Here is a 24,961-nt window from a genome sequence, read left to right on the forward strand (position 1 = left end):
TTGGCCTCAGTGTGTGGTCGCCAGCTCGGCAGCTGGTTTGGGCCGGTGGAAAAATTTCTCAAGGTACAAGTATATGACCGGTGTGGTGAACAGCGTCAGCGCCTGGCTCACCAGCAAGCCGCCTACCACCGCAATGCCCAGGGGCTGGCGCATTTCCGCGCCGGGGCCGGCGCCGAGCATCAGTGGCACCGCGCCGAGCAGGGCGGCGAGGGTGGTCATGATGATCGGGCGGAACCGCGTGACGCAGGCTTCGTAGATCGCATCTTCCGGCGACATGCCCCTGACGCGCTGGGCCTCCAGGGCAAAGTCGATCATCAGGATGCCGTTCTTCTTCACGATGCCGATCAGCAACACCAGGCCGATCAGCGCCATGATCGAAAAGTCCCGGCCCATCAGCGACAGCATGATCAGCGCGCCCAACCCCGCCGAGGGCAAGGTGGAGATAATCGTCAGCGGGTGCACGAAGCTCTCATACAACACACCCAGAATGATGTAGACCGCCACCAGCGCCGCGAGGATCAGCCAGGGCTGGCTGGCCAGCGAACTCTGGAACGCCTGGGCCGCGCCCTGGAAGTTGCCGATGATGGTGGTCGGCATGCCGATTTCATTCTTGGCCTGGTTGAGCATGATCACCGCGTCACCCAGCGCCACACCGGGTGCCAGGTTGAACGACAAGTTGGCGGCGGGGAACATACCGTCATGGCTGATGGACAAGGGCCCCACGGTCGGTGGGTCGACCTTGGCCACTGCCGACAACGGCACCATCTCGTTGGTCAACGGCGAGCGCAGGTAGAAGTAGTTCAGGCTTTCGGCCTTGCCGCGCTGTTGGGTGTCCAGCTCCAGCACTACCTGATACTGGTTGATCTCGGTCTGGAACTCGTTGATCTGGCGCTGACCGAAAGCGTCGTACAGCGCCTGGTCGACATCGGTGGCGGTCAGGCCAAAGCGCGCGGCGGCCTGCCGGTCGATGCTGATATGGGTAATGCTGCCGCCCAGTTGCAGGTCGTTGGACAGGTCGCGAAACGCCGGGTTGGCGCGCAGTTTTTCGGTCAGGCGCTGGGTCCAGGTGTTGAGTGTCGGGCCGTCATTGCTCTTGAGTACGTACTGGTACTGGGCACGGCTGGGGCCGGAGCTGAGGTTGATGTCCTGGCCGGCGCGCAGGTACAGCACGATGCCCGGCACTTTTGCGAGCTTGGGCCGGATGCGGTCGATAAACTGGCTGGCGGACACGTCGCGATCACCCCGGTCTTTCAAGGCGATCCAGAAGCGGCCGTTGGCGATGGTCTGGTTGCTGCCGGTCACGCCCACCGAATGGGAAAACGCCTGCACCGCGGGGTCATCCTTGACGATCTCGGCCAGGGCCTTGTGCTTGGCCACCATGTCCGGGTACGACACATCGGCCGCCGCTTCGCTGGTGCCGAGCACAAAGCCGGTGTCCTGTACCGGAAAGAAGCCCTTGGGGATAAACACGTAGCCGACCACGGCCAGGGCCAGGGTCACCACGAAAATGGCGGCCATGGTGCGTTGATGGGCCAGCGCGCGGCGCAGGTTGCGCGCATAGCCGGCCAGCAGGCGCTCGCTGAAGCCGGGTTTATCGTGGGCGGGATGGGTCGGGGCACGCATGAACAGCGCCGCCAATGTCGGCGCCAGGGTCAACGAGACCACCACCGAAATCAGGATGGTCGAGGTGGCCGTCAGCGCGAATTCCTTGAACAACCGTCCGACCACACCGCCCATGAACAGCAGCGGAATAAACGCCGCCACCAGCGAGAAGCTGATGGACACCACGGTAAAGCCAATCTCGCCGGCGCCCTTGATCGCCGCTTCGCGCTTGTCGAGCCCCGCCTCAAGGTGGCGGTGAATGTTCTCCACCACCACGATGGCATCGTCCACCACAAAGCCCACGGCGATCACGATCGCCACCAGGGTCAGGTTGTTCAGGCTGAAGCCCATCAAGTACATCAGCGCAAAGCTGGCGACCAGCGACACGCCGAGCACGCTGGACACAATCAGCGTCGCCGACAACTGGCGCAGGAACAGCGCCATCACCGCCACCACCAGCAGGATGGCGATCAGCAGGGTCACTTCCACTTCATGCAGGGACGCGCGGATGGTCTTGGTGCGGTCAGACAATACGCTGACCTGCACCGAGGCCGGCAGCATGCCTTGCAGGCGCGGCAGCTCGGCCTGGATGCGGTCCACCGTCTCGACAATGTTGGCGCCTGGCTGGCGCGAAATCACCAGATTGACCCCCGGAGTGTCGCCGGACCAGGCCTGCACGTAGGCGTTTTCCGAACCGTTGATGACTTTGGCAATATCGCGCAGTTGCACCGGTGCGCCGTCCTTGTAGGACACGATCAACTGCGCGTAGTCCTCCGGATGGAACAGTTGGTCGTTGGTCGACAGGGTCGACACGCTGTTTTCGCCATAGATCGCACCCTTGGCCAAGTTGAGGCTCGATTGCTGGATGGCCAGGCGTATATCGGCCAGGGTCAGGCCGATGGCCGCGAGTTTGTCGGGGGAGGCCTGCACGCGGATCGCCGGGCGTTGCTGGCCGGTGATGTTGATCTGGCCGACGCCGTCGATCTGGCTGATCTGCCGCGCCAGCAGGGTTTCCACATAGTCACTCAGCTCGGTGCTGGGCATGCTGTCGGAGCTGACACTGAGGATCAGTACCGGGCTGTCCGCCGGGTTGACTTTCTTCCAGGTGGGCAGGCTTGGCATGTCGCTGGGCAGCTTGCCGGATGCGGTGTTGATCGCCGCCTGCACTTCTTGCGCGGCGGTGTCGATGCTCTTGTCGAGGGTGAATTGCAGCGTCAACAGGCTTGAGCCCAAGGCACTGCTGGAGGTCATCTGGGTCATGCCGGGGATGGCGCTGAACTGCACTTCCAGCGGCGTCGCGACCGAGGAGGCCATGGTGTCCGGGCTGGCGCCGGGCAGTTGTGCGGCGACCTGGATTGTCGGAAATTCCGCCTCCGGCAGTGGCGCGATGGCCAGGCGCGGGAAGGCAATGATCCCGAGCAGCACCAGGGCGAAGGTCAGCAGCAGTGTGGCGACCGGGTGGTCGACGCACCAGGCCGAGGGTGAACGGCTGCCGTTCATGGCTGCACCTTGGCGTCGACGGTCTGGATCACCTGCGGGGGTTCCTTGAGCACCTCCACCTGGGCACCGGCTTTGAGCCGCGACTGGCCATCACTGACCAGCACGTCGCCGGCCTGCACGCCCTTGATGATGTTCACGTCGCTGTTTTGATAGGTGACTTGCACCGGCACCACCTCAACCTTGTCGCCATTGACCCGGTACACGAAGTGCGAATCCAGGCCGCGTTGCACCACGGTCGGCGGCACCACCAAGGCATTTTTGTCGAGGGCCGTCTGGATCTTGATGGTCACCAGTTGCCCCGGCCACAGGCGTTGCGAGGCGTTGTTGAACTCGGCCTTGGCGCGCAGGGTGCCGGTGGTGGAGCTGATCTGGTTGTCGATCAGGCTCAAGTGGCCTTCTCCCAGTAAATCACCGGTCTGGCCGTCGGTGTCGGCACCCAGGTAGGCGTCGACGCTGGCCTGGGTAGGTGCGGCGATCAGGCCTTGCAGGGTCGGCAGCATCTGTTGCGGCAGAGAGAACTCAACGGCAATCGGGTCGATCTGGGTCACGGAGAACAGGCCCTGGGTATCGCTGGTGCGCAGGAAGTTGCCTTCATCCACATTGCGAATACCGACGCGGCCACTGACGGGTGAGCGAATCTGGGTGTAGGAAAGCTGGACCTGGGCTGCATCGATCGCGGCCTGGTTACCTTGGGCGGTGGCCTTGAGTTGGTTGACCAGCGCTTGTTGCTGGTCGTAGGTCTGCTTGGACACTCCGTCGTCGACGCTCAATTCCTTGTAGCGCTTGAGGTTGACCAGCGCCACCTGCAACTGCGCCTGGCTCTCGCCCAGCTGTGCCTTGGCCTGGTCGAGGCTGGCGCGGATCGAGCGATCATCGATTCTGGCCAGCAAGTCGCCGGCCTTGACCAACTGGCCTTCCTTGACCAGCAATTGGGTGAGAATGCCGTCGACTTGTGGGCGAATGACCACGCTGTGCAAGGACAACACCGTGCCGATGCCGCTGACAAAGCGTGGAATGTCCTGCTGCGCTACGCTCACCACCCGCACCGGGATCGCGGTCGGTGCCGCCAGTCTGGCCTTGGCTGGGCGGGTCAGCGCCCAGGCTGCAACCGCCACGACCACGAGGACACCCACGATCAGGGCAGTTTTTCGTTGAATGTGCATGGGTGAGGCGCCGGGGCAAAGGATGGGGAGAGTGAGCGGTCTTTATAGCCCTTCAACCCGGTCAGCACGGTGACGGCTAACTGACAGCGCTGTCAGCAAACTCCGACCATTCGTACAGGTGGTGGTTAAAGATCTGAAGCTCGCAGGTATACTGCGCGCCAGTGTGGCCCGCAAGCCGGCCTCGCATCATTTTTTGCACGCTCCGGAGCTTTCATGACTTCCCCGACACAACCCCCTGTTGAAGCGACCGACATCGTCGATCCGGCCAACGCCGAAGGCGTTGAAAAAGCCGAGATCCCGGCGTTCAAGTTTCCGTTCAAGCCGGGTGAGCTGGCTGGGGCCAGGAATGCGGCCCAACCGTGGTACAAAAACGGCGCCAAGAACGGCCATACCAAGTCGCCAGGCATGGCACCGCCGGGTACGCGTCGTTCGATGGGTAAACGCTGAGGTTAACAAGTCGCACGTTGTGTCGACTATTGCCTACAGTTTCTGCTGAAATTTCTGATTGTAGGTCTACGACCGTTTCTTGAAAGCTTGCACAGCCTTTGCTCTGCCCCAGTGGTTTCAGGAGGGAGTGGGGTGATGCTGGTCTTTCCGGAAAAGGACGTCTCCCTTGGCCCTGATACACATTTGTGTAGTGCTTGCCCTGTTGCTTTTGGCTGATGCCTCTGCGGCTGATGATCAACCACGTCGCGAAATCCGTTTTGCTGTTGCCGCCCAATTCCCCCCCTTCCAGAGCCGCGACCCGCAAGGGCAGTTGATAGGCTTGAATATCGAGCTGGGCAACGCCCTGTGCGTGCAGTTGAATGCACGCTGCATCTGGGTCGACCAGGTGCTTGCCGAAGACTTCACCTCCCTTGAAGCCAGAAAATTCGACGCGATCATGGGGATGGCACCTACGTCGCAACGGCGGCGCTGGGTGAGCTTCACCGATAACCTCTACCCCTTCACCACGCGTCTGGTGGCCCGCAGCACGTCAGGCTTGCAGCCGCGTGCAAAGTCGCTCAAGGGCAAGCGCGTCGGCGTGTTGCTGGGGAGCAATCGTGAGGCTTTTGCGCGGTCGGCGTGGGTACCCAAGGGCGTCATCGTCAAGAGTTTCTGGCTCAATAGTGAGCTGGTCCGCAGCCTAATAGCCGGCGAAATTGACGCGACCCTGCAAGGCACCGTCGAAATTCGTGAAGCTCTGCTCGACACTGAAGACGGTCAGGATTTCGACTTCGTCGGCCCTGCCATTTCGTCGACGTTACTGGGTGATGGCGTGGCCATCGCGGTGCGCAAGCCCGACACGGTATTGCGCAACGAACTCAACTGCGCCCTTGAACAGCTGAAGCAGAATGGCGAGTACCAGCGGATCATCCAGCCCTACCGCCTTGACGCCGTTCCTGCCGAGCAGTGATCGACCGCCGCGCGATGTGGCCAGTGAGGTTTAGGCGGCCCGCAGCGAAATAAACGCATAGTTGGCCGGCACCTCGGTGGCAATCTGCGCGCCGGCGTCCAGCAACTGCTCGGCGATGTCCATCCCCGATACATGAAACACCCATTCATTGGCCACGGCAGGCCGGTCGACTGCCCGCTCAATCGCCTGGGCAAATGCGCCCATGTCCGGCAGGTAGGCGGTAAACCCATCCCCCTTGAGCGCCGTGGTGCGAATGCCGAGCAACGCGCACACGGCCTCCTTGGTCTGCACGTCGTCTCGGTCGGCCTGGCGTGAGCGCTGGATCAGTTCCACCAGTTCCTGATCTATCAATTCACCACCGACGATCAACGCCGGGCCCTGTTCCCAGGATTCCGGCGGGCAATCCTTGGCGGCGGGGTTGAGCGGGATATGCGGGTTGATCTCCATCGGGTAGATGCGGCACACCAACGGGCGACGCTCATAGATGCGGCACAGGTTGTCTGCGTCAAGATTCCGGCAGCGCCCGACGTTATAGGCGGCAAAGGTGATGGCCACAAACGCCTCGGTGTTGCCGCTGGGTACCACCACCGAACGGCGCTCGGCATGTTCGCGCTGCTGCTGAGGCAGGCCCAGGCCATTTCCGAGGAAACCCTCTACCAGAACAATGACGTTACCGCCGTCCGCCGCCCACATACGGGCTTCCGCGAGGGTCAGGGGGACGTGATGGTCGGTGCAGCATTTGCCGCAGCCGACGCAGGAAAAATGGGTGTTCATGGCGGATCTGTCACCAGGCTATGTCAGAGGGTACGCAATAACGGTGACGGGTTTTTACCTCTGTCCACCGTTGTACTGCTCTGGAAGCAAGTTATGCGCCAGCGCCTGTCAGTCGTCGGCGACCACATCCCGCAGCACAAAGACCATGCCCGCGCTTTCGTACAGTTGTCGCGCACGCAGATTGCTCTCCAGCACCTTGAGGTCGACATAAGGTTCGCCGCGCTGCTTGAACACCTGGAAGCAGTGCAGCAACAACGCCCGGCCCAAGCCTTGGCCTTGAGCGCAAGGATGCACGGACAGGTTCTTGATAAATGCGCTGGTCCAGCACTGCGCCACACCGAGAATGCCATCGCCGTTGCTGGCCACCAGGCATAGCGTAGGATCGAATTCGGCATCGCTGACGAACAGATGCTGCCAGGCTTTCAGAGGGGGAACGCGGCCACCACCTTGTTCCTGGGTCATGCGCAGCACCGCATGGATCGCCGGGGCCCGTTCGTCGCGGTAATGATCCAACTGTGTATGGGCCGGCCATTGCGGCGCAGGCAGGCTGCCGGTTAGGTCGCGGCGCAGCAGTTGGAAATACTCCGCCACCGGTTACAGCCCCTGTTGCGCCACGGTCTGGGCGGCGACCACCAGGCACTTGGTCAGTTCGGGCGAGGAGAACTTGGTCAGCACCGCGTTGGCACCGGCCAGGCGCGCCTTTTCGCTGTTCATCGCGCTGTCCAGGGAGGTGTGCAGCAACACGTAAAGATCCTGGAAGTCCGGGGTTTCGCGCAGGGTGCGGGTCAGGGCATAACCATCCATTTCGGACATCTCGATGTCCGACACCACCACATTGATCTGCGCGGCCGTGCCTTGCAGCTCCAGCAGCACATCGATGGCTTCCTTGGCGCTGCGCGCGGTGTGGCAGGTCAGGCCGAGGTTGCGCAGGGTGTGCACCGACTGCTGCAAGGCGACCTGGCTGTCATCCACCACCAGGATCCGCGCATTGCCGAGCACTTCCGCCTCTTCCATGGTCAGGTCGGTGGGCGCCGCTTCAATCGGCGCCGGGGCGATACCGTGGATGACTTTTTCGATGTCCAGCACCTGCACCAGCCCGCCTTCCACTTGGGTTACCCCGGTGATAAACGCCCGGTTGCCGCCGGAGCCGTAGGGTGGCGGGCGGATATCGGTGGTCAGGCAGTGCACGATCTTGCTCACGGCCTGCACATGCAGGCCCTGCTTGGAACGGCTCACGTCGGTGACGATCAGGCAGCCGCCGTCCGGGTCTTCCAGGGGCATTTCCCCCAGGGCGCGACTCAGGTCGATCACCGCCAACGAATTGCCTCGTAGGGTGGCGATGCCTTTGACGTTCGGATGGGACTCCGGAAGCTTGGTCAGCGGCGGGCAAGGGATGATTTCACTGACTTTCAGCAGGTTGATGGCCATGAGTTTGCCGCTGCGCAAGGTAAAGAGCAGAAGCGAGAGTGAGTCTGCGCGGGCTTTGGTGGTGGACATAAAAACCTTCTGTGGATCAGGGATGACGAACTTCTATTGAAGGTTATCGACTCGGGAGAGCCAGGCTTTAACCCGATTTTGTTTCGGGTTGGGCCCGTCTCAGCCCTTCCACACCTGCGGGTTCACCAGATCCTGCGGACGCTGGCCCAGCAGGGCGCTGCGCAGGTTGTCCAACGCGCGGTTGGCCATGGCTTCGCGGGTTTCATGGGTCGCCGAGCCGATGTGCGGCAGGGTCACCGCATTGCTCAACTGGAACAGTGGCGACTCGGCCAACGGCTCCTGTTCATACACATCCAGCCCGGCGCCGCGAATGGTCTGGTTTTGCAGGGCCTGGATCAGCGCCGGTTCGTCGACCACCGGACCACGGGAGATATTGATCAGAATCGCGCTGGACTTCATCAACCCCAATTCGCGGGTGCTGATCAGGTGGCGGGTCTTGTCGCTCAACGGCACCACCAGGCACACGAAATCCGCCTCGGCCAGCAACTGGTCCAGGCTGCGGAACTGCGCGCCCAGTTCCTGTTCCAGCGCGGTCTTGCGGCTGTTGCCGCTGTACAGGATCGGCATATTGAAACCCAGGCGTCCACGACGGGCCACGGCCGCGCCGATATTGCCCATACCGACGATGCCGAGGGTCTTGCCATGCACGTCACAGCCAAACAGCGGCGCGCCGACGCTGGCTTTCCATTGTCCGGCCTTGGTCCAGGCGTCCAGCTCGGCCACCCGACGCGCGCTGCTCATCAGCAGGGCGAAGGCCAGGTCAGCGGTGCTTTCGGTGAGTACGTCCGGGGTGTTGGTGAGCATGATCCCGCGCTCGTTGAAGTACGGCACGTCGTAGTTGTCGTAGCCCACCGACACACTGGACACCACCTCCAGCTTGCTCGCGCCTTCGAGCTGCGCGCGGCCCAGCTTGCGACCCACGCCGATCAAACCGTGGGCGTGGGGCAGGGCTTCATTGAATTGAGCGTTGATATCGCCCAGCTTGGGGTTGGGCGCGATTACGTCGAAATCCTGTTGCAGGCGTTCGATCATTTCCGGGGTGACACGGCTGAAGGCGAGGACGGTCTTTTTCATTGCAGGCGGGCTCATCGACTACGGAAGAATGCCAAGCAAGCTAACATTCCTTGCCACTGTTGTCAGGACACTGCAGACCTAAAGTGGACAGGGAAAAATGTGGGAGGGGGCTTGCTCCCGATAGCGGTGCGTCAGTCGCCAGATGTATTGACCGATCCACTGCCATCGGGAGCAAGCCCCCTCCCACATTTGACCTGTATCGCCTGGTAGAAATCAGTTCGCCAGCCGCGCACCGCTCAGGCTGCCGCTCAATTCATACGCCACCAGCTCTGCCTGGTGCGCCGCCAGGATCTCAGGCAGCGAGCCGCGCAGGTATTCCACCCAGGTCTTGATCTTCGCATCCAGGTACTGGCGCGAGGGGTAGATGGCGTACAGGTTCAGTTCCTGGGAACGGTAGGTGGGCATGACCCGCACCAATGTGCCGTTGCGCAGGCCTTCGATGGCCGCATACACCGGCAACAGGCCGACGCCCATGCCGCTGGTGATCGCGGTTTTCATCGCGTCGGCCGAGTTGACCAGGAACGGCGATGTATTGATCGCCACGCTCTCCTGGCCTTCGGGGCCGTTGAAGGTCCACTTGTCCAACTGGATCACCGGGCTGACCAGGCGCAGGCAGGCGTGGTTGAGCAAGTCCTGGGGCCGTTGCGCGCAGCCCTTGGCCTTGACGTAGTCCGGCGAGGCGCAGGCGATGCTGTAGGTGATGCCCAGGCGTTGGGAGACGAAGCCCGAGTCCGGCAGTTCGCTGGCCAGCACGATGGACACGTCGTAGCCCTCGTCCAACAGGTCCGGCACGCGGTTGGCCAGGGTCAGGTCGAAGGTCACGTCCGGGTGGGTGCGGCGGTAGCGGGCAATTGCGTCGATGACGAAATGCTGGCCGATACCGGTCATGGTGTGCACTTTCAGCTGCCCGGCGGGGCGAGCGTGGGCATCGCTGGCTTCGGCTTCGGCTTCTTCGACGTAGGCCAGGATCTGCTCGCAGCGCAGCAGGTAGCGTTTACCGGCCTCGGTGAGGGCAATACGACGGGTGGTGCGGTTGAGCAAGCGGGTTTGCAGATGGGCCTCAAGGTTGGAGACCGCGCGCGAGACGTTGGCGGTAGTGGTGTCCAGTTGCGCGGCGGCGGCGGTGAAACTGCCGGCTTCGGCCACGCAACTGAAGGCGCGCATGTTTTGCAAAGTGTCCATGGAGAGTTCTCAGGGGAGATGCCAAATTGTGACAGAAAGTTACGCCGTCCAGTGATCCCTACCAACGGATTATCGCTTGAACGGTAACAAAGATTCACAGGAATGCCAGCTTATCGTCCTCCACGGCGGCGCCTAGAATTGCGCCACCTCCCCCCGCAACACCACCTCAGGAATTCCTTCGCCGTGCCGCGTCGCATCAGCAGAGAGCTGAAGACTCTCATTAACCGAGCGCTGAAGGCTCTCAGTGTTTGCGCTTTATCGTTATCAATCAGCGGCTGCATCGGAACCGGAGGAATCGCCCCCCAAGGCCAGACCCTCAACGCGACTACCCTGGCCACCGACGAAGCGATCCGCAGCGCCGCCCAGGACGCCCATTGGCCCACCGCGCAATGGTGGCAGGCCTACGGCGATCCCCAGCTCAATCGCTGGGTCGAACTCGCTACCCAAAGCAGCCCGAGCATGGCCATGGCCGCCGCGCGGGTGCGGGAGGCGCGCGCCATGGCTGGGGTTGCCGAGTCGGCCGAGTCGCTGCAGATCAACGGTGATACCACCCTCAAACGCCACAATTGGCCCAAGGATCAGTTTTACGGCCCGGGTGAATTGAGCGGTGCCAACACCTGGGACAACAATGCGTCCCTGGGTTTGAGCTACGCCCTCGACCTGTGGGGCCGCGAAAGCAACGCCACCGAGCGTGCCGTCGACCTGGCCCACATGAGCGCGGCCGAAGCCCGCCAGGCCCAACTCGAACTGCAGAACAACGTAGTGCGCGCCTATATCCAGCTGTCGTTGCATTACGCCAACCGCGATATCGTCGCGGCGACCCTGGCCCAGCAACAGCAGATCCTCGACCTCGCCAACAAACGCCTGGACGCCGGCATCGGCACCCATTTCGACGTGAGCCAGGCCGAAACACCGCTGCCGGAAACCCATCGTCAATTGGATGCCCTGGACGAAGAAATCGCCCTGAGCCGTAACCAGTTGGCGGCGTTGGCCGGCAAGGGGCCGGGGGAGGGCGCGACGTTGCAACGTCCGACGCTGTCCCTTGCCGCACCGCTGAAACTGCCCTCGAGCCTGCCCGCGCAATTGCTCGGCCAACGCCCGGATGTGGTTGCCAGCCGTTGGCAGGTCGCGGCGCAAGCCCGTGGCATCGATGTCGCCCACGCCGGTTTCTACCCTAACGTTGACCTGGTCGGCAGCCTCGGCTACATGGCCACCGGCGGCGGCATGCTGGCGTTTCTCGCCGGCAAGAAATTCAACTACACCGTCGGCCCGGCGATCAGCTTGCCGATCTTCGACGGCGGCCGCCTGCGTGCAGAACTGGGTGAAGCCAGCGCCGGCTATGACATCGCCGTGGCGCACTACAACCAGACCCTGGTCAATGCGCTCAAGGGCATCAGCGACCAGTTGATCCGCCGCGAGTCCATGGACAAGCAAGCTTCGTTTGCCGCGCAGTCGGTGGCCTCGGCGCAAAAGACCTACGACATCGCGATGATCGCCTACCAGCGCGGCCTGACCGATTACCTCAATGTGCTCAATGCCCAGACCCTGCTGTTTCGCCAACAACAGATCGAGCAACAGGTACAGGCCGCGCGGCTTGGCGCCCATGCCGAACTGGTGACCGCACTGGGTGGCGGCCTCGACGCCGGCAAAGACGTACCGCAAGACGCCAAGACCCTCCCGAGCAAGACCCCGGCGGCGCTTGCCGTGTTTGACCACTGAGTAGGATTTAATGACTCCCTTGCCTGCACCGCTGCGCTGGCTGCATTCCCTTGAGTGGCGCCGTGGTTTTTTTGACTGGGCACGCAGCGACGGCGTGACCTGGGTGTACATCTTCAAGGTGCTGATCGCCGCGTTCCTCACGCTGTGGCTGGCGATGCGCCTGGAACTGCCGCAACCGCGCACCGCGATGATCACCGTATTTATCGTGATGCAACCCCAGAGCGGCCAGGTGTTCGCCAAGAGCTTCTATCGTTTCCTCGGCACCCTGGCGGGGTCGGCGGTGATGGTGTTGTTGATCGCGTTGTTTGCGCAGAACACCGAGTTGTTCCTGGGGGCGCTGGCAATCTGGGTCGGCATTTGCACCGCTGGCGCGACACGCAACCGTAACTTTCGCGCCTACGGCTTCGTGCTCGCGGGGTATACGGCAGCGATGGTCGGCCTGCCGGCCCTGGCCCATCCGGATGGCGCCTTTATGGCGGCGGTATGGCGGGTGCTGGAAATCTCCCTGGGGATCCTGTGTTCCACCCTGGTCAGCGCGGCGATCCTGCCGCAGACCTCCAGCGCCGCGATGCGCAATGCGCTCTATCAGCGCTTTGGTGTGTTCGCGTTGTTTGTCACCGACGGCCTGCGTGGGCGCAGCCAGCGTGAAGGGTTCGAGGCCAGCAACGTGCGCTTTATCGCCGAGGCCGTGGGCCTGGAAGGGCTGCGCAGCCTCACGGTGTTCGAAGACCCGCACATGCGCCGGCGCAACGGTCGGCTCAGTCGCCTCAACAGCGAGTTCATGAGCATCACCACGCGCTTCAATGCCTTGCACCAGTTGCTCGAACGCCTGCGCACGGACTCCGCGGATCATGTGGTGGCGGCGATCAAACCGGGCCTGCAGGACCTGGCCGAAGTGCTCGACGGCTTCTCCGGTCGCGCCCTCACCAGCCCCGATGCCGCACGCCTGGTCAACCAACTCAGCGCTTACAAGGACAGCCTGCCCGCCAAAGTGCGCAGCCTGCGTGCGACCTTCCAGGAGGGCAACCCGAGTGAAGCCGAGCAGCTGGATTTTCACACCGCTTATGAGCTGCTCTACCGCTTCGTCAATGACCTGCACAACTACGCGCAAACCCATGCCTCCCTGGCCGATCACAGCCATGCACGGGAGCAATGGGACGAAACCTTCAGCCCGAAAACCAACTGGCTGGCCTGCGCCGCCTCGGGGATTCGCGCGTCGTTCATCCTGATTGTGCTGGGCAGCTATTGGGTGGCCACGGCCTGGCCCAGCGGCGCCACCATGACCTTGATCGCCGCCGCAACCGTCGGCTTGTCCGCCGCCACACCCAACCCCAAGCGCATGGCGTTCCAGATGGCCTGCGGCACCTTGATCGGCGCGTTGGTGGGCTTTGTCGACATGTTCTTCGTGTTCCCGTGGATCGACGGCTTCCCGCTGCTGTGCGTGATGCTTGCGCCGGTGATCATCCTCGGTGCGTTCCTCGCCTCACGCCCGCAATACGCCGGCGTTGGCGTGGGCTTGCTGATTTTCTTCAGCACCGGCTCGGTGCCGGACAACCTCACGGTCTACAACCCCTACACCTTTATCAACGACTACATCGCCATGATCATTGGCATGCTGGTGTGCGCGGCGGCGGGGGCGATCATCCTGCCGCCCAACAGCCGCTGGCTGTGGCGCCGCCTGGAGCAGGACCTGCGCGAACAGGTGGTGTATGCCATCAGCGGCAAGCTCAAGGGGTTGGCGTCGAGTTTCGAAAGCCGCACCCGAGACCTGCTGCACCAGGCCTACGGCCTCGCTGTCGGCCAGCCGCAAGTGCAACGCGACTTGCTGCGCTGGATGTTCGTGGTGCTGGAAGTCGGTCACGCGATCATCGAGCTGCGCAAGGAACAGGCGATCCTGCCGGTGCATCCGGCCTATGCCGAATCCCAGCCCTGGCGCCAGGCGATTCGGGTGATGGGCCGCTCGTTGGTGCGACTGTTCCTGCAACCCAGCGCCAGCAACCTGGAGCGTGGCCTGATCGCCGTCGACCACGCGATCAGCCGCGTGCAGGCCACCGACGAACCCTTCGCCCCACACTTCGACACTTCGGCCCTGCGCCGGGTGAAAAGCTACCTGCACTTTATCCGCACCTCGTTGCTGGACCCGCAATCACCGCTGGCGGCCCTCAAAGGAACCCCGAATGCCTCGTGAAATCGCATTCCACGGCATCTATATGCCGACCATGACCCTCATGTTCCTGATCGCGGCCGCGCTGGCCTGGGCCCTGGACCGCTTCCTGGCCGGGTTCGACCTGTACCGTTTTTTCTGGCACCCGGCGTTGCTGCGCCTGAGCCTGTTCGTTTGCCTGTTCGGCGCCCTGGCGCTGACCGTCTACCGTTGAGAATGCCCCGATGAAAAAGTTTTTCAGCCTGCTCGCGACCTTGCTGGTACTGGCTTTGGCGATCTGGATTGGCCGCACGTTGTGGGTGCACTACATGCAAACGCCGTGGACCCGCGACGGCCGGGTGCGCGCCGACATCATCAACGTGGCCGCCGACGTCACCGGCGAAGTGGTCGACGTGCCGGTGCGCGATAACCAGTTGGTGAAAAAGGGCGACCTGCTGATGCAGATCGACCCCGAGCACTACCGCATTGCCGTCAAACAGGCGCAATCCCTGGTCGCCTCGCGCAAAGCCACCTGGGAAATGCGCAAGGTCAACGCCCACCGCCGCGCCGACCTCGATGCCCTGGTGATCTCCAAGGAAAACCGCGACGACGCCAGCAACATCGCCGACTCGGCCCTGGCGGATTACCAGCACGCGCTGGCGCAACTCGAAGCGGCCGAACTCAACTTGAAACGCACCCAGGTCGTGGCGGCGGTGGACGGCTACGTCACTAACCTCAACGTGCATCGCGGCGACTACGCACGCATCGGCGAAGCCAAGATGGCCGTGGTCGATATGAACTCGTTCTGGGTCTATGGCTTCTTCGAAGAAACCAAATTGCCCCATGTGAAGGTGGGTGACAAAGCCGACATGCAGCTGATGAGCGGCGAGACGTTGAAGGGGCACGTAGAAAGCATCTCGCGCGGCATCTACGACCGCGACAACCCGGAGAGTCGTGAGCTGATCGCCGATGTGAACCCGACCTTCAACTGGGTGCGCCTGGCCCAGCGGGTGCCGGTGCGGATTCACATTGATGAAGTGCCGGAGGGGGTGTTGTTGGCAGCGGGGATTACCTGCACGGTGATCGTTAACCAAACGCCGAACTGAAATGTGGGAGGGGGCTTGCTCCCGATTGCTGAGTATCAGTCACTTGATACGTTGACTGAATCACCGCAATCGGGAGCAAGCCCCCTCCCACATTTGACCGAGTCAGGCCTTGATAAATGTTTCATGCAAATGCCGCCATAACAGCGCACCACTGGCCTGTTTCTCAAACACCACGGTCGCCCGGCGATCCGTCCGGGTGCCGCTGGCATCGACCTGATGCTCGCGATAAGTCACCGTGGCCCCGCGCGCATGCCGGTCAATCCCGGTCATTTCACTCAAGGTGATTTTCAACCCGGGGCGCATACCACCCAGGCGAGTGAACAGCGCGTTGACCCCGGCTGCATTGACGCGTGTACCGGTGGCGGGGGCGATCATGCTGAAGTCGGGGGAGAAGCGCGCAAGCAGGCTTTGCAGGGTGCCTTCTGGCGCAACCCCGGCAAACCATTGTTCGATCTCGACGTGGGTCTGGATCACTTCTTCAAAAAAATCGCTGTAGTCGATCATTTACAAACTCCCATTCAAACCAAAGCGTTTTTTCAACACGGCTTCCAATAATCCCTTGGGCAACAACGCCGCCATCAGCGGCAACGCCCGGCTGCCATTACCCGAACGCAACAGGCGCGGCGGCTGTGGTTGTTGCACCGCCTTGAGCACATCCGCTGCAAACACGCTGGCCGGGGTGGGCTTGTCCTGAGAGGCCTGGCTGCGTGCGCGAATGCCCTCGCGCAATGGCCACCACGGCGATTTTTCGTTGATCAACAGCTCGGCCTGGGCGCCGGCGTTTTTTGCAAAGCTTGTATCGATGGCGCCGGGCTGCACTTCCATCACTCGGATACCAAAGGGTGCCAGCTCCATGCGCAATGCATCACTCAACGCATGCACCGCCGCCTTGGAGGCGCAGTAGGCGCCGGCAAACGGGGTGACCAATACGCCGGAAACGCTGCCGATATTCACCACCAGGCCTTTGCTGCGGCGCAGGGCCGGGAACAGCGCCTGGGTCACGCCGACGATGGAAAATACATTGGTCTCGAACTGGCGCTGCATCGCTTCGGTGCCGCCATCGAGCAGCGGGCCCATGGCGCCGTAGCCGGCGTTGTTGATCAGTACATCCAGCTCGCCCAGCTGTTCGGCCAGGCGCTGTAACGCCGCACTGTCATTGACGTCGAGTTCGACGGCATTGAAACCCGCAGCGGCGAGGGCGGTGACGTCTTCCGGGCGGCGGGCGCTGGCCCACACGTTGAAACCGGCGGATTTGAAGGCATCCGCCAGGGCGCGGCCAATACCGCTGGAGCAACCGGTGATGAGTACGTTGGGCATGGATCAGTCCTTTGTCAGTCCGAGAAACTGCCTTGCAGGTGCTCGGCACGAAATTCCAGGGTTTGCGGGCGGTAGCCGGGGCGCAGGGGCGGTGTGGGCAAACAATCGTCCCAGGTGGCGCCGGCCTGCAACTCGCCGGGGCCGCGATAGCGTGGAGCGGCGTAGACGTTGTCGGCCAGGTTGACCGTGTCGCCCGGCGCATAGGCGGCGACGCGCCAGCGCAGTTCAGTCAGCGGCACGTCGTTGCCGTTGTTCAGGGTCAGCTTGAGCGGGCGGTCAGCCGGGCATTCCTGCGGGGCGTAGTTGATGCGCAGTTCAAGGCGCGCCAGTTGCGAGGCTTCGCGGCTGTCCAGCCAGACCACCCAGACGGCCACGCAACCCAGGCCTGCCAAGGCAGCCAGGGAAACCGGAAGGGCCTTGGCCGGGTAGCGCAGCAGGAGGATCAGCCAGGTGATGATCAGGAGAACGCCGAAGAACATGGAGACCACCTCGAATAGGGAACGAGCATCCTAACTTAAGCGTAGGTGGGATTGGCTACCTTGAGTGCTGTAGTGGGTGTGCCGGCCTCATCGGGGGCTTGCCCCCGATGAGGCCCGCCCAGCCAGCGCAAATCCCAAACAAAAAGCCCCCACCCAACCCACTGCGGATAGGGGACGCAATGGGCTGGGCGAGGGCTTCTTTTTACGACTGTTTTACTGCGCGATAGTTTTCACCGACACGCCACGTTCAACCGGGGTCGAGCGACCATAGATATCTTCAAACCGCTCGATATCGTCTTCGCCCAGGTAGCTGCCCGATTGCACTTCGATGATCTCCAACGGGATCTTGCCCGGGTTGCGCAGGCGGTGCACCGAAGCGATCGGGATGTAGGTGGACTGGTTCTCGCAGAGCAGGAACACGTTCTCGTCACAGGTGACTTCGGCGGTGCCGCTGACCACGATCCAGTGTTCGGCGCGGTGGTGGTGCATCTGCAGCGACAGGCACGCGCCCGGCTTGACCGAGATGTGCTTGACCTGGAAGCGGCCGCCCATGTCCACCGAGTCGTAGGAGCCCCACGGACGATAGACTTCGCAGTGGTTCTGGGTTTCGCTGCGGCCCTGTTCGTTGAGGGTGTTGACCATCTGCTTGACGCCCTGGACCTTGTCCTTGTGGGCAATCATCATCGCGTCCTTGGTTTCCACCACGACGATGTTTTCCAGGCCGATCACTGACACCAGTTTGCCGTTGCCGTGGATCATGCAGTTCTTGCTGTCCTGGATCACCACGTCGCCCTTGGTGACGTTGCCGTTGGCGTCTTTATCGTTGACCGCCCACAGCGAAGCCCAGCAACCCACGTCGCTCCAACCGGCGCTCAACGGTACTACGCAGGCGCGCTGGGTTTTTTCCATCACGGCGTAGTCGATGGAGTTGTCCGGGCAGCAGGCGAAGGTGGCTTCGTCGAAGGTCACTGTGTCGGCGTCTTGCTGGCTGCGTTCCAGGGTCAGCACGCAGGTGTCGTAGATGTCCGGGTCGTGCTTTTTCAGCTCTTCCAGGAAGCGGCTGGCGCGGAACAGGAACATGCCGCTGTTCCAGAAGTAACCGCCGCTTTTGACGAACTCGACGGCGCGTTTTTCATCGGGTTTTTCCACGAACTGCTGCACGCGGCTCACGCCTTCGGGCAGCAGCGAATCGTTGGTGGACTTGATGTAGCCGTAGCCGGTTTCCGGACGGGTCGCCGGCACGCCGAACAGCACCATCTCGCCACGCTCGGCGGCCACGGTGGCCAGGGCCAGGGCACGTTGCAGGGCTTTTTGGTCGTCGATCACGTGGTCGGCCGGCAGCACCAACATCAGTTCATCACGGCCTTCGTTGACCAGCATCATCGCGGTGAGGGCCACGGCCGGCGCGGTGTTGCGGCCGAAGGGCTCCATCAGGATGCGCTGGCACTCCAGCTTACGGTTGGCCAGTTGCTCGTTGACGATAAAGCGGTGGTCCTTGTTGCAGACCACGATCGGGGAGTCCATGCCTTCGAACACCAGGCGTTCCAGGGTTTGCTGGAACAGCGTGTGCTCGCCGGTCAGGGCCAGGAATTGTTTTGGGAACTGTTTACGGGAAAGCGGCCAAAGACGTGAGCCGCTACCACCGGAAAGGATTACTGGGATCATGTGTTTCTCCTTGAATCAATTTGGGTCAGAGCCTGTGGGAGGGGGCTTGCTCCCGATGGCGGTGATTCAGTCAGTACATCTGTTACTGAACCACCGTATTCGCGAGCAAGCCCGCTCCCACAAGGGGGAGCGTCAATTTCAAAAGCTAATCAGCGGGTCGACACCGGGCGCTTGACCCAAACTGGCGACAAACTCGAACCAGAGCCGGTGACATACAGCACCGCCGCTTCACCACGTTCCAACGCAACCGGCTTCACATCGCCGACTTTCTTGTCACCGTCATACAACGCCAGGCTCACCTTCACCGGGTTGATTTCACGTTCGCCACGGCCTTTGGCGGCCACCGACTTGACCACGTCGGTCTTGCCGTCGGCGGTCTTCAAGGTCAGGGCCTTGTCGCTCAGGTTCTGCACGCGCACCAGGGATTTCTGCTTGTTCTTGAACGGCGGTTCTTCGATCAGTTGTGGCTGGCCGCTGCTGTTGTTGACCAGGGTGTAGTAGTGATCGGCGGCGAGTTTGACCGGCACGGTCTGGCTGCCGATCTTGGCGCTGTAGTCGCCGCCGGGCATGAAGCTGAAGTCGCTGCTGGCCAGTGGGGCCACTTCGTTGAGGTTGGTGCTGCCAACTGTCGCGCTGACTTCCTGATTGGAGGCGTTATAGACGCGTACGAAGCTTGAGCCTTTCGGCGCGACAGGGCCGTACAGGGCGGCGTCACCACCGGCGAAGGCAGACATCGATACAACGCTCATGCCGGCAACCAGTGCCAGGGTCTTGGCGAGACGACGCGGAGTAGTAGTGAAAGTCATGTGAGTTACCTCTCTTTCAGTTTTGCGCCCGGTCGGGCGTCTCGGATTTTGGGTTTTTAGCTGGGGTGTTGATTGCCATGTTTTGTTGGCGCGAACCGGCTTGTTTAAGTTGCGCAACCCACGATGGGTCGGCATCACCGATTTCGTTGTTCACGGGCAGATAACGTTCAGGAAACTCCCAGATCAGCACCTGTGGCGGGCTGTTCTTGAAGTCGTCACTTTTCAGGTAGCTGAGCATCGGCAGGATCGGGCCGTGGCCGTCTTCGGCGTAGCTGACCACGTCGCTGCCCAGGGCTTGCTTGAGGGCGCCGACGAAGTTCCAGTTGGGGTTGGCGCTGTAGCTGGTGCCCACCAGTGCCACCGGGGTTTCGCTGTCGCTGAACAGCGCGTCGTCGCCTTTGGTTTCGGCTAGGTGCGTGACGCGTTTTTGCAGCGGCTCCTTCGGCGGCATCAGGTTTTCGAACAGCGGGTCCAGGGGCAGGAACAGACGCAGGTCGCCTTTATGCGGCTCGGTCTTCTCGGCCTCGGTGACAAAACGCTGCGGCTCGCCGTGGAGCGGGGTCTTGTCGGCGATGGTTTTAGCCAACTGCTTGGCGGCGATTTCCGCGCCATCCGGGGTCCAGTGGGTGTCGGTGCGCAGGAACACCTGCTTGCCGCCCAGCTTGGCCTGTTGCAGCGGGCCAAGCAGGTCCGGGGCGATGATCTTGTCGGCGGCGACACGGGCGTGGAAGTCCTGGTATAGGTTGGCGTGGATGCTCGCCGGTTTCACTTCACCCAAGTGTTCCGGGTACAGGCGCACCTTGGCCGGCACGATCGCCATCACCAACTGGATGCCCTGGGCCTTGAGCTTCTGGCGTACGCCTTCGACCAGCGCGTAGTTGCCTTCAAGGTTCTGGTCTTCGTTGACGGCGGGGTTGAACTCCTCGTCGCTGTACAGCCAGTGATCGCGGCCCAGCACCACGCCAGGGCGACCTTCATTGAACAGCTTGTAGTCCAGCGCGGCCCAGAGGTTGGTGCCCAATCGCTTGATCGGGAACTCCTCGTCGTAATGGGTCTCGACGGCCTTGGTCCAGCGACCGTTGAGCACGGTCGCGTCGGCGTTGGTGCTGAAGCCCAGGAAGCTGCGCAGCGACCAGGCACCCAGGGCCAGCAGCACCACCAGGAACAGGCCGATATAGAGGACGCGTAATGAACGGGTCATGGTCGGCTCCCTCAGAATTGGAAGTAAAGGAACGGCGAGAAACTCTGCGCCGACAGTTTGAGAATCGACGCCACGAACAGCAGCAGCACCGCAGCGCGCATGGCGTAGCGTGGCCAGTCAGCGGTCCAGTAGGCCGGTTGCACGGCAGCGTCACGACCTACGGTGAAACCTGGCTCGTGGATGCTGCCTGGGTTGTCGCCCGGCACGGCCTTGATCAGGCTCGGGTCGGCCGGCTTGGTTTTCTCGGCAGGGCGGTTGGTGTAGAAGTCGCGCAGGCCGAAGAACGCCAATGTTGCGTACGCCACCACCAGGGTCGCGACTTGCAGGCCGGTGAGGTTGGCGCGGTTGAGTTCCGACAGCGACCACTCGCCAAAGCTGAACATCGCACCGTACATACGGCCGGCGACGTGCAGGTTTTCGGAGCGGAAGATCACCCAGCCCATCACCACCAGCAGGAAAGTGAAAGCCCAGCGGAGGACGTTGAAACTGCGTGGTGCGGTGTTGAGGCCGATGGCTTTTTCAATCGCCAGCCACATGCCGTGCCAGGCACCCCACACGATGTAGGTGATGTTCGCACCGTGCCACAGGCCACCGAGCAGCATGGTCAGGAACAGGTTGCGGTAGGTGGTCAGCGTGCCTTTACGGTTGCCGCCCAGGGTGATGTACAGGTAGTCACGCAGCCAGGTGGACAAGCTGATGTGCCAGCGGCGCCAGAACTCGGTGATCGACTGGCTTATATACGGCTGCTTGAAGTTTTCCATGAAGCGGAAACCCATCATCAAGCCCAGGCCGATCGCCATGTCGCTGTAGCCGGAGAAGTCGAAGTACAACTGCGCGGTGTAGGCCAGCGCCCCCAGCCAGGCATCGCCGGTGGTGGGGTTTTGCAGGGCGAAGCAGTGGTCGGCCACCACCGCCAGGGTGTCGGCGATGAAGACCTTCTTGATGAAACCTTGCATGAACCGCGTGCAGCCCTCGGAGAACTTGTCGAGGGTGTGGGTGCGGTTATTGAACTGGTCGGCCAGGTCGCGGAAACGCAACACCGGGCCGGCAATCAAGTGCGGGAAGATCGCCACGAACGCCGCGAAGTCGATGAGGTTGCGGGTGGCCGGGGTATCGCCACGGTACACGTCGATGATGTAGCTGATGGACTCGAAGATGTAGAACGAGATCCCGATCGGCAGCAGCACGTGGGTGAGGATAAACGGCTCCAGGCCCGCCGACTTCATCATCACGTTGATGCTGTCGACGCCGAAGTTGGCGTACTTGAAGTAGCCGAGGATGCACAGGTCGACCACCACGCCGAGCAGCAGCCAGCGCTGGGCCGGCTTAGTGCGCACGCCGGCGGCACCGACCTTGAGGCCGATCCAGTAGTTCCACAGCGTGACGGCCGCAAACAGCGCCAGGAAGTCCACTCGCCACCAGGCGTAGAACACGTAGCTGGCCAACAGCAGCAGCAGGTTGCGATAGCGTTGCCCGCTCAAGTAGTACAAGCCGAGAAAGATCGGCAAGAACAGAAACAGGAACACATTGGACGAGAAAACCATCCCGATCTCTCCATGTTTAACCAACAGTCAAGGGCCAGAGCCCCCCCAAACCCCCCACGAAAAAACGGGGAGGGCGGTACAACATTCCTACTGACGAAACCGGCTCAAAAATGTGGGAGGGGGCTTGCTCCCGATGGCGGTGTAACAGTCGCCATCTGTGTTGAATGACCCCCTGCTATCGGGGGCAAGCCCCCTCCCACATTTTTTACCGAGTTCGCTCAGGAACCTTTGTTGCCTTTTTCATGCGCCGGGTCGTAGACCTTGGTCAGGTCACCCCCGAGGCGGAAGGTCTTGAACGGTTGCATCCCGTGCTTGCGCTCGATCACATCCGGCGCGCAGGTGTAGAGGGTGCAGAACGGTTCGAGCCAGGCATACTTCATGTCCTCCTTGAGGTCCTTCATATCCTGCTCTTTGCCGTTCTTCTGTTCGAAGATCTCCGGGTCCTTGACCCCGGCCAGCACTTTGTCGCCCAGGCGCTTGAGCGCGCTGTTGTTTTCCTGGCGCAGGTCAACACCGTTGACCAGGGCAAAACTGGCGATCATCGACAGCGGCGGCAGGGCGTAGTTGTGGTACGACAGGGCACGTTGCTGACGTTTCAACTCGTTCGGCAAGAAGCCTTGGTCGTCGACCTGGTTCACGCCGACCTTGTATTCCTTCACGGCCCAATCAAACAGGTCGCGACGGTTGGTGGCGATGGAGGTTGCCATCACCGACCAGGCGGCCCAGTAGGAGTGGTTGTTGGTTTTTTCCAGCGGCAGGTTGTCCCAGTCGCTCACCACCTGATCGGCCAGTTTGTTGAACCAGGCTTCGATCAGTTGCGATTCCTGCTGGTGATTGGCCAACGGGTGCGAGTCGGAGAACTTCAGGCGTACATAGGCCGACGCCATGCTGCCCAGGGCCCATTTGCGCATGGACTTGCCGGTGTGGTTGAAGTCCTTGGACATCAACGCATCGGCCTTGGCCCAACTGGTCAGCCAGTTGAGCGTGCATTCCAATTGTTCCGGACGACCGTCGCGCATGAACTGCATCACGCGCTTGCTGGTGTCTTTTTCCAGCTTGGTGATGTCGGCGGTGCTGTCGCGAAAGGCTTTTTCCGACTGAACATTCAGCGTGGAACGGGCCTTGTCGGAGCCTTCGTACTTGCTGCGAAATTGCAGCGAGCCGGTGTACGGCGCCGGCATGGCATCGCAGTCATTCTTGAAGTCGCCGGTCTTGAACGCTTCAATCGGTGCGAAGTAGCCCTGGGGCGGACGCAGTGGCGCGGCGGCGTTGGCTGCACCGGCGAAGATCGCCAGGCCCAGCAACGATGGAATCAATAACTTCTGCATAAGTAACCTCATTGCCCGAGTGAGGCAGTCTTCTGACCGCCGCTTGGGAATACGTTGCGTGTGCAAATTTTCGCTTCGACCTTCTGCGCGGCAGCGCCCGCTTCGGGGCCCTGTACTTCGACCGCCAGCAAGTTCTGCGAGGCCCAGTCTTCATCGGTGCGCAGTTCAAAGGCGAAACGCCCGTCTGTATCGGATGTTTCGGGTTTCTCGATCTTGATGTCCTCGTGGCGCCCGTTCATGTACCAGAGGGTGGCTTGCAAGGTTTTCACCGACGGGTCGGCGAAGCGGATATCAACCTGGTGATTGGCGTTACGCAGGTCTTTGTTCGAACTGTTAACCATCAATTCGTTCTTGCCGGGTTTCAAGGTAGTGCTCGCGCTCATCTGCGCGGTCTTGCCTTCGCAGCCGTTGTCGAGCAGCGACATCATCTGGCGGTAGATGGTCTCCTGGTCCAGGCGATACAGCGGCGAGAACTCCCAGATAAGGATTTTCGGCGGGCTCTTCTGGAAATCGTCGCTGCCCAGGTACTGGATCATCGAACCTTCCAGGCCACCGCCGGGGAAGGCGACGTTGAGGATATCGGCGCCAATTTCTTCTTCCAGGAACCCGGCGAAGTTGTAGTTCTTGCCGCTGTGGCTGGTGCCCACCAGGGTGATCTGCGGGTTGCCCGAATCGCCGAACAGGTCGCCATCACCGGCTTCGCCTTTCGGCTCGGTGGTGAACTGGTCCATGTACTGGATCGCGTAGCTGGTGCCGCACAGTTGCCCGGCCATGTTGTGCAGGGTGCCGGTCTTGCCCATGCGCCCGGAGCGCTTGGTCTCGAATTCGCGCTTGGGAATCTCGGCATATTCAGGCATCTGCTTAACCTTGGCCGCGACGATTTTCGCCGTGCGCTGGGCGCCGTATGGGGTCCAGTGCTGGTCGCCGCGGAAGTAGAAGTCGTGGGCCGGCAGTTCGTCCGGCAGTTGCTCGTTGGTCAACGGCGACAGGTCCGGCACCACATAGCCCATCTTGGCGAAACGGCCGAGCATGGTCTTGTAGTTGCCCAGGGCCTTGTCGAAATCGAACGAGGCTTTTTCCGCAGGGTTGAGCTTGTTGCGGTTCACCAGGCCACGGGTCGGCTGGTAGACCACCACCAGTTCCACGCCCTTGGCCTTGAACGCATCGTGTAACTGCTGCATGCGCTTGTAGCCGGAAGGGCTGGTGTCGAATTCGGTGCGCAGGTCTTCCTGGGTACGGAACAGCCAGTCGCCCTGGGCTTGCACCAGGGTGGTGAAGTTCTGCTGGTAGCGCGTGGTGTAGTTCTTCGCGTCGTGGGCGGCCGGGCACAGGCTGCAGCACGGTTCGGCAGTGAAAGTCGGCGCCTTGATTTCGTCGGCGCGCACGCCCTGGCTGGCCGCGAGCAGGCCGAGGGTCAGACCCGAGAGGCTCAGCAGTTTGATCATGTGTGGGTGCATAAGGGTCA

At 61.9% G+C, this 24,961-nt stretch carries 22 protein-coding genes; 6 read left to right on the forward strand and 16 right to left on the reverse strand.

The annotated features are described in order from the left end of the window. Positions 1–6: 6 nt before the first annotated feature. Both HCF10_RS01460 and HCF10_RS01465 read right to left on the reverse strand, forming a co-directional pair. Entirely contained in the window at positions 7–3,102 is a 3,096-nt protein-coding gene (locus HCF10_RS01460) for a multidrug efflux RND transporter permease subunit (RefSeq protein WP_167654749.1), read from the reverse strand. Continuing rightward, the gene (locus HCF10_RS01465) at positions 3,099–4,265 is read right to left on the reverse strand and encodes an efflux RND transporter periplasmic adaptor subunit (protein ID WP_131698375.1); all 1,167 of its coding nucleotides are present in this window, start codon (positions 4,263–4,265) and stop codon (positions 3,099–3,101) included. The genes HCF10_RS01460 and HCF10_RS01465 overlap by 4 nt, the downstream gene beginning before the upstream one ends. Before the next feature lie 213 nt (positions 4,266–4,478). Here HCF10_RS01465 and HCF10_RS01470 point away from each other — a divergent pair, with 213 nt between their 5' ends. Beyond that, a complete protein-coding gene (locus HCF10_RS01470) occupies positions 4,479–4,712 on the forward strand; it encodes a hypothetical protein (protein WP_131698374.1) in 234 nt (77 codons plus the stop codon). A 166-nt stretch (positions 4,713–4,878) separates the two neighbouring features. Next, complete coding sequence (locus tag HCF10_RS01475; protein ID WP_167654750.1) at positions 4,879–5,661, forward strand: transporter substrate-binding domain-containing protein; 783 nt, start codon at positions 4,879–4,881, stop codon at positions 5,659–5,661. A 30-nt stretch (positions 5,662–5,691) separates the two neighbouring features. Here HCF10_RS01475 and HCF10_RS01480 read toward each other — a convergent pair whose 3' ends face one another. From HCF10_RS01480 to HCF10_RS01500, 5 genes are all read right to left on the reverse strand, one after another. Further along, on the reverse strand, positions 5,692–6,435 hold the full coding sequence (locus HCF10_RS01480) for a YkgJ family cysteine cluster protein (protein WP_167654751.1): 744 nt from the start codon (positions 6,433–6,435) through the stop codon (positions 5,692–5,694). 108 nt (positions 6,436–6,543) lie between these two features. Further along, positions 6,544–7,026, reverse strand: a complete 483-nt coding sequence (locus tag HCF10_RS01485; RefSeq protein ID WP_131698371.1) for a GNAT family N-acetyltransferase — start codon at positions 7,024–7,026, stop codon at positions 6,544–6,546. 3 nt (positions 7,027–7,029) lie between these two features. Continuing rightward, positions 7,030–7,932, reverse strand: a complete 903-nt coding sequence (locus tag HCF10_RS01490) for a chemotaxis protein CheV (RefSeq protein ID WP_131698370.1) — start codon at positions 7,930–7,932, stop codon at positions 7,030–7,032. A 99-nt stretch (positions 7,933–8,031) separates the two neighbouring features. After that, the gene (locus HCF10_RS01495; RefSeq protein WP_090409267.1) at positions 8,032–9,006 is read right to left on the reverse strand and encodes a 2-hydroxyacid dehydrogenase; all 975 of its coding nucleotides are present in this window, start codon (positions 9,004–9,006) and stop codon (positions 8,032–8,034) included. A gap of 213 nt (positions 9,007–9,219) precedes the next feature. Beyond that, positions 9,220–10,188: a LysR family transcriptional regulator gene (locus tag HCF10_RS01500; protein ID WP_027604744.1), complete on the reverse strand. Its 969-nt coding sequence runs from the start codon at positions 10,186–10,188 to the stop codon at positions 9,220–9,222. A gap of 183 nt (positions 10,189–10,371) precedes the next feature. On the opposite strand from HCF10_RS01500, the gene HCF10_RS01505 reads away from it, so the two are divergent. From HCF10_RS01505 to HCF10_RS01520, 4 genes are read left to right on the forward strand one after another with little or no spacing between them, the layout of a single operon-like run. Next, positions 10,372–11,907 (forward strand): efflux transporter outer membrane subunit, encoded by a 1,536-nt coding sequence (locus HCF10_RS01505; protein ID WP_145335287.1) that lies wholly within the window; start codon positions 10,372–10,374, stop codon positions 11,905–11,907. Positions 11,908–11,917: 10 nt separating this feature from the next. After that, a complete protein-coding gene (locus HCF10_RS01510) occupies positions 11,918–14,095 on the forward strand; it encodes an FUSC family protein (protein WP_131698366.1) in 2,178 nt (725 codons plus the stop codon). Next, on the forward strand, positions 14,085–14,285 hold the full coding sequence (locus HCF10_RS01515; RefSeq protein ID WP_027604741.1) for a DUF1656 domain-containing protein: 201 nt from the start codon (positions 14,085–14,087) through the stop codon (positions 14,283–14,285). Before HCF10_RS01510 ends, HCF10_RS01515 begins: the two co-directional genes overlap by 11 nt. A 10-nt stretch (positions 14,286–14,295) precedes the next feature. Next, entirely contained in the window at positions 14,296–15,156 is an 861-nt protein-coding gene (locus HCF10_RS01520) for an efflux RND transporter periplasmic adaptor subunit (RefSeq protein WP_167654752.1), read from the forward strand. A 102-nt stretch (positions 15,157–15,258) separates the two neighbouring features. Here the strand turns inward: HCF10_RS01520 and HCF10_RS01525 are convergent, their stop codons facing one another. The 9 genes from HCF10_RS01525 to HCF10_RS01565 form a co-directional block, all read right to left on the reverse strand. After that, the gene (locus HCF10_RS01525; protein ID WP_145335283.1) at positions 15,259–15,660 is read right to left on the reverse strand and encodes a nuclear transport factor 2 family protein; all 402 of its coding nucleotides are present in this window, start codon (positions 15,658–15,660) and stop codon (positions 15,259–15,261) included. Continuing rightward, on the reverse strand, positions 15,661–16,473 hold the full coding sequence (locus HCF10_RS01530; RefSeq protein ID WP_167654753.1) for an SDR family oxidoreductase: 813 nt from the start codon (positions 16,471–16,473) through the stop codon (positions 15,661–15,663). Between the two features lie 14 nt (positions 16,474–16,487). Continuing rightward, the gene (locus HCF10_RS01535; RefSeq protein ID WP_167654754.1) at positions 16,488–16,952 is read right to left on the reverse strand and encodes a multidrug transporter; all 465 of its coding nucleotides are present in this window, start codon (positions 16,950–16,952) and stop codon (positions 16,488–16,490) included. 213 nt (positions 16,953–17,165) lie between these two features. Continuing rightward, the gene (locus HCF10_RS01540) at positions 17,166–18,617 is read right to left on the reverse strand and encodes a mannose-1-phosphate guanylyltransferase/mannose-6-phosphate isomerase (protein WP_027604735.1); all 1,452 of its coding nucleotides are present in this window, start codon (positions 18,615–18,617) and stop codon (positions 17,166–17,168) included. 149 nt (positions 18,618–18,766) lie between these two features. Beyond that, positions 18,767–19,423, reverse strand: a complete 657-nt coding sequence (locus HCF10_RS01545; RefSeq protein ID WP_131698357.1) for an alginate O-acetyltransferase AlgF — start codon at positions 19,421–19,423, stop codon at positions 18,767–18,769. Positions 19,424–19,439: 16 nt separating this feature from the next. Then, positions 19,440–20,624 carry an alginate O-acetyltransferase gene (locus tag HCF10_RS01550; RefSeq protein WP_167654755.1) on the reverse strand — a complete coding sequence of 395 codons (1,185 nt, stop codon included), beginning with the start codon at positions 20,622–20,624 and terminating at the stop codon, positions 19,440–19,442. An 11-nt stretch (positions 20,625–20,635) separates the two neighbouring features. Beyond that, on the reverse strand, positions 20,636–22,168 hold the full coding sequence (locus HCF10_RS01555) for an MBOAT family O-acyltransferase (protein ID WP_053131362.1): 1,533 nt from the start codon (positions 22,166–22,168) through the stop codon (positions 20,636–20,638). Positions 22,169–22,386: 218 nt separating this feature from the next. Further along, positions 22,387–23,496 (reverse strand): mannuronate-specific alginate lyase, encoded by a 1,110-nt coding sequence (locus HCF10_RS01560; protein WP_090409225.1) that lies wholly within the window; start codon positions 23,494–23,496, stop codon positions 22,387–22,389. 8 nt (positions 23,497–23,504) lie between these two features. Beyond that, entirely contained in the window at positions 23,505–24,953 is a 1,449-nt protein-coding gene (locus HCF10_RS01565; protein WP_131698534.1) for an alginate O-acetyltransferase, read from the reverse strand. Positions 24,954–24,961: the final 8 nt, after the last annotated feature.

Origin of the sequence: Pseudomonas sp. B14(2022) (assembly GCF_012030485.1) — a bacterium.
Lineage (GTDB): Bacteria > Pseudomonadota > Gammaproteobacteria > Pseudomonadales > Pseudomonadaceae > Aquipseudomonas.

Bases quoted from the DNA above. Each gene is read 5' to 3' on its own strand.
- HCF10_RS01460 (WP_167654749.1), bottom strand. From the start codon at position 3,102: ATGAACGGCAGCCGTTCACCCTCGGCCTGGTGCGTCGACCACCCGGTC.
- HCF10_RS01535 (WP_167654754.1), bottom strand. From the start codon at position 16,952: ATGTTCTTCGGCGTTCTCCTGATCATCACCTGGCTGATCCTCCTGCTG.
- HCF10_RS01510 (WP_131698366.1), top strand. From the start codon at position 11,918: ATGACTCCCTTGCCTGCACCGCTGCGCTGGCTGCATTCCCTTGAGTGG.
- HCF10_RS01500 (WP_027604744.1), bottom strand. From the start codon at position 10,188: ATGGACACTTTGCAAAACATGCGCGCCTTCAGTTGCGTGGCCGAAGCC.
- HCF10_RS01545 (WP_131698357.1), bottom strand. From the start codon at position 19,423: ATGACTTTCACTACTACTCCGCGTCGTCTCGCCAAGACCCTGGCACTG.
- HCF10_RS01525 (WP_145335283.1), bottom strand. From the start codon at position 15,660: ATGATCGACTACAGCGATTTTTTTGAAGAAGTGATCCAGACCCACGTC.
- HCF10_RS01540 (WP_027604735.1), bottom strand. From the start codon at position 18,617: ATGATCCCAGTAATCCTTTCCGGTGGTAGCGGCTCACGTCTTTGGCCG.
- HCF10_RS01470 (WP_131698374.1), top strand. From the start codon at position 4,479: ATGACTTCCCCGACACAACCCCCTGTTGAAGCGACCGACATCGTCGAT.
- HCF10_RS01555 (WP_053131362.1), bottom strand. From the start codon at position 22,168: ATGGTTTTCTCGTCCAATGTGTTCCTGTTTCTGTTCTTGCCGATCTTT.
- HCF10_RS01560 (WP_090409225.1), bottom strand. From the start codon at position 23,496: ATGCAGAAGTTATTGATTCCATCGTTGCTGGGCCTGGCGATCTTCGCC.
- HCF10_RS01465 (WP_131698375.1), bottom strand. From the start codon at position 4,265: ATGCACATTCAACGAAAAACTGCCCTGATCGTGGGTGTCCTCGTGGTC.
- HCF10_RS01530 (WP_167654753.1), bottom strand. From the start codon at position 16,473: ATGCCCAACGTACTCATCACCGGTTGCTCCAGCGGTATTGGCCGCGCC.
- HCF10_RS01565 (WP_131698534.1), bottom strand. From the start codon at position 24,953: ATGCACCCACACATGATCAAACTGCTGAGCCTCTCGGGTCTGACCCTC.
- HCF10_RS01550 (WP_167654755.1), bottom strand. From the start codon at position 20,624: ATGACCCGTTCATTACGCGTCCTCTATATCGGCCTGTTCCTGGTGGTG.
- HCF10_RS01490 (WP_131698370.1), bottom strand. From the start codon at position 7,932: ATGTCCACCACCAAAGCCCGCGCAGACTCACTCTCGCTTCTGCTCTTT.
- HCF10_RS01480 (WP_167654751.1), bottom strand. From the start codon at position 6,435: ATGAACACCCATTTTTCCTGCGTCGGCTGCGGCAAATGCTGCACCGAC.
- HCF10_RS01495 (WP_090409267.1), bottom strand. From the start codon at position 9,006: ATGAAAAAGACCGTCCTCGCCTTCAGCCGTGTCACCCCGGAAATGATC.
- HCF10_RS01520 (WP_167654752.1), top strand. From the start codon at position 14,296: ATGAAAAAGTTTTTCAGCCTGCTCGCGACCTTGCTGGTACTGGCTTTG.
- HCF10_RS01515 (WP_027604741.1), top strand. From the start codon at position 14,085: ATGCCTCGTGAAATCGCATTCCACGGCATCTATATGCCGACCATGACC.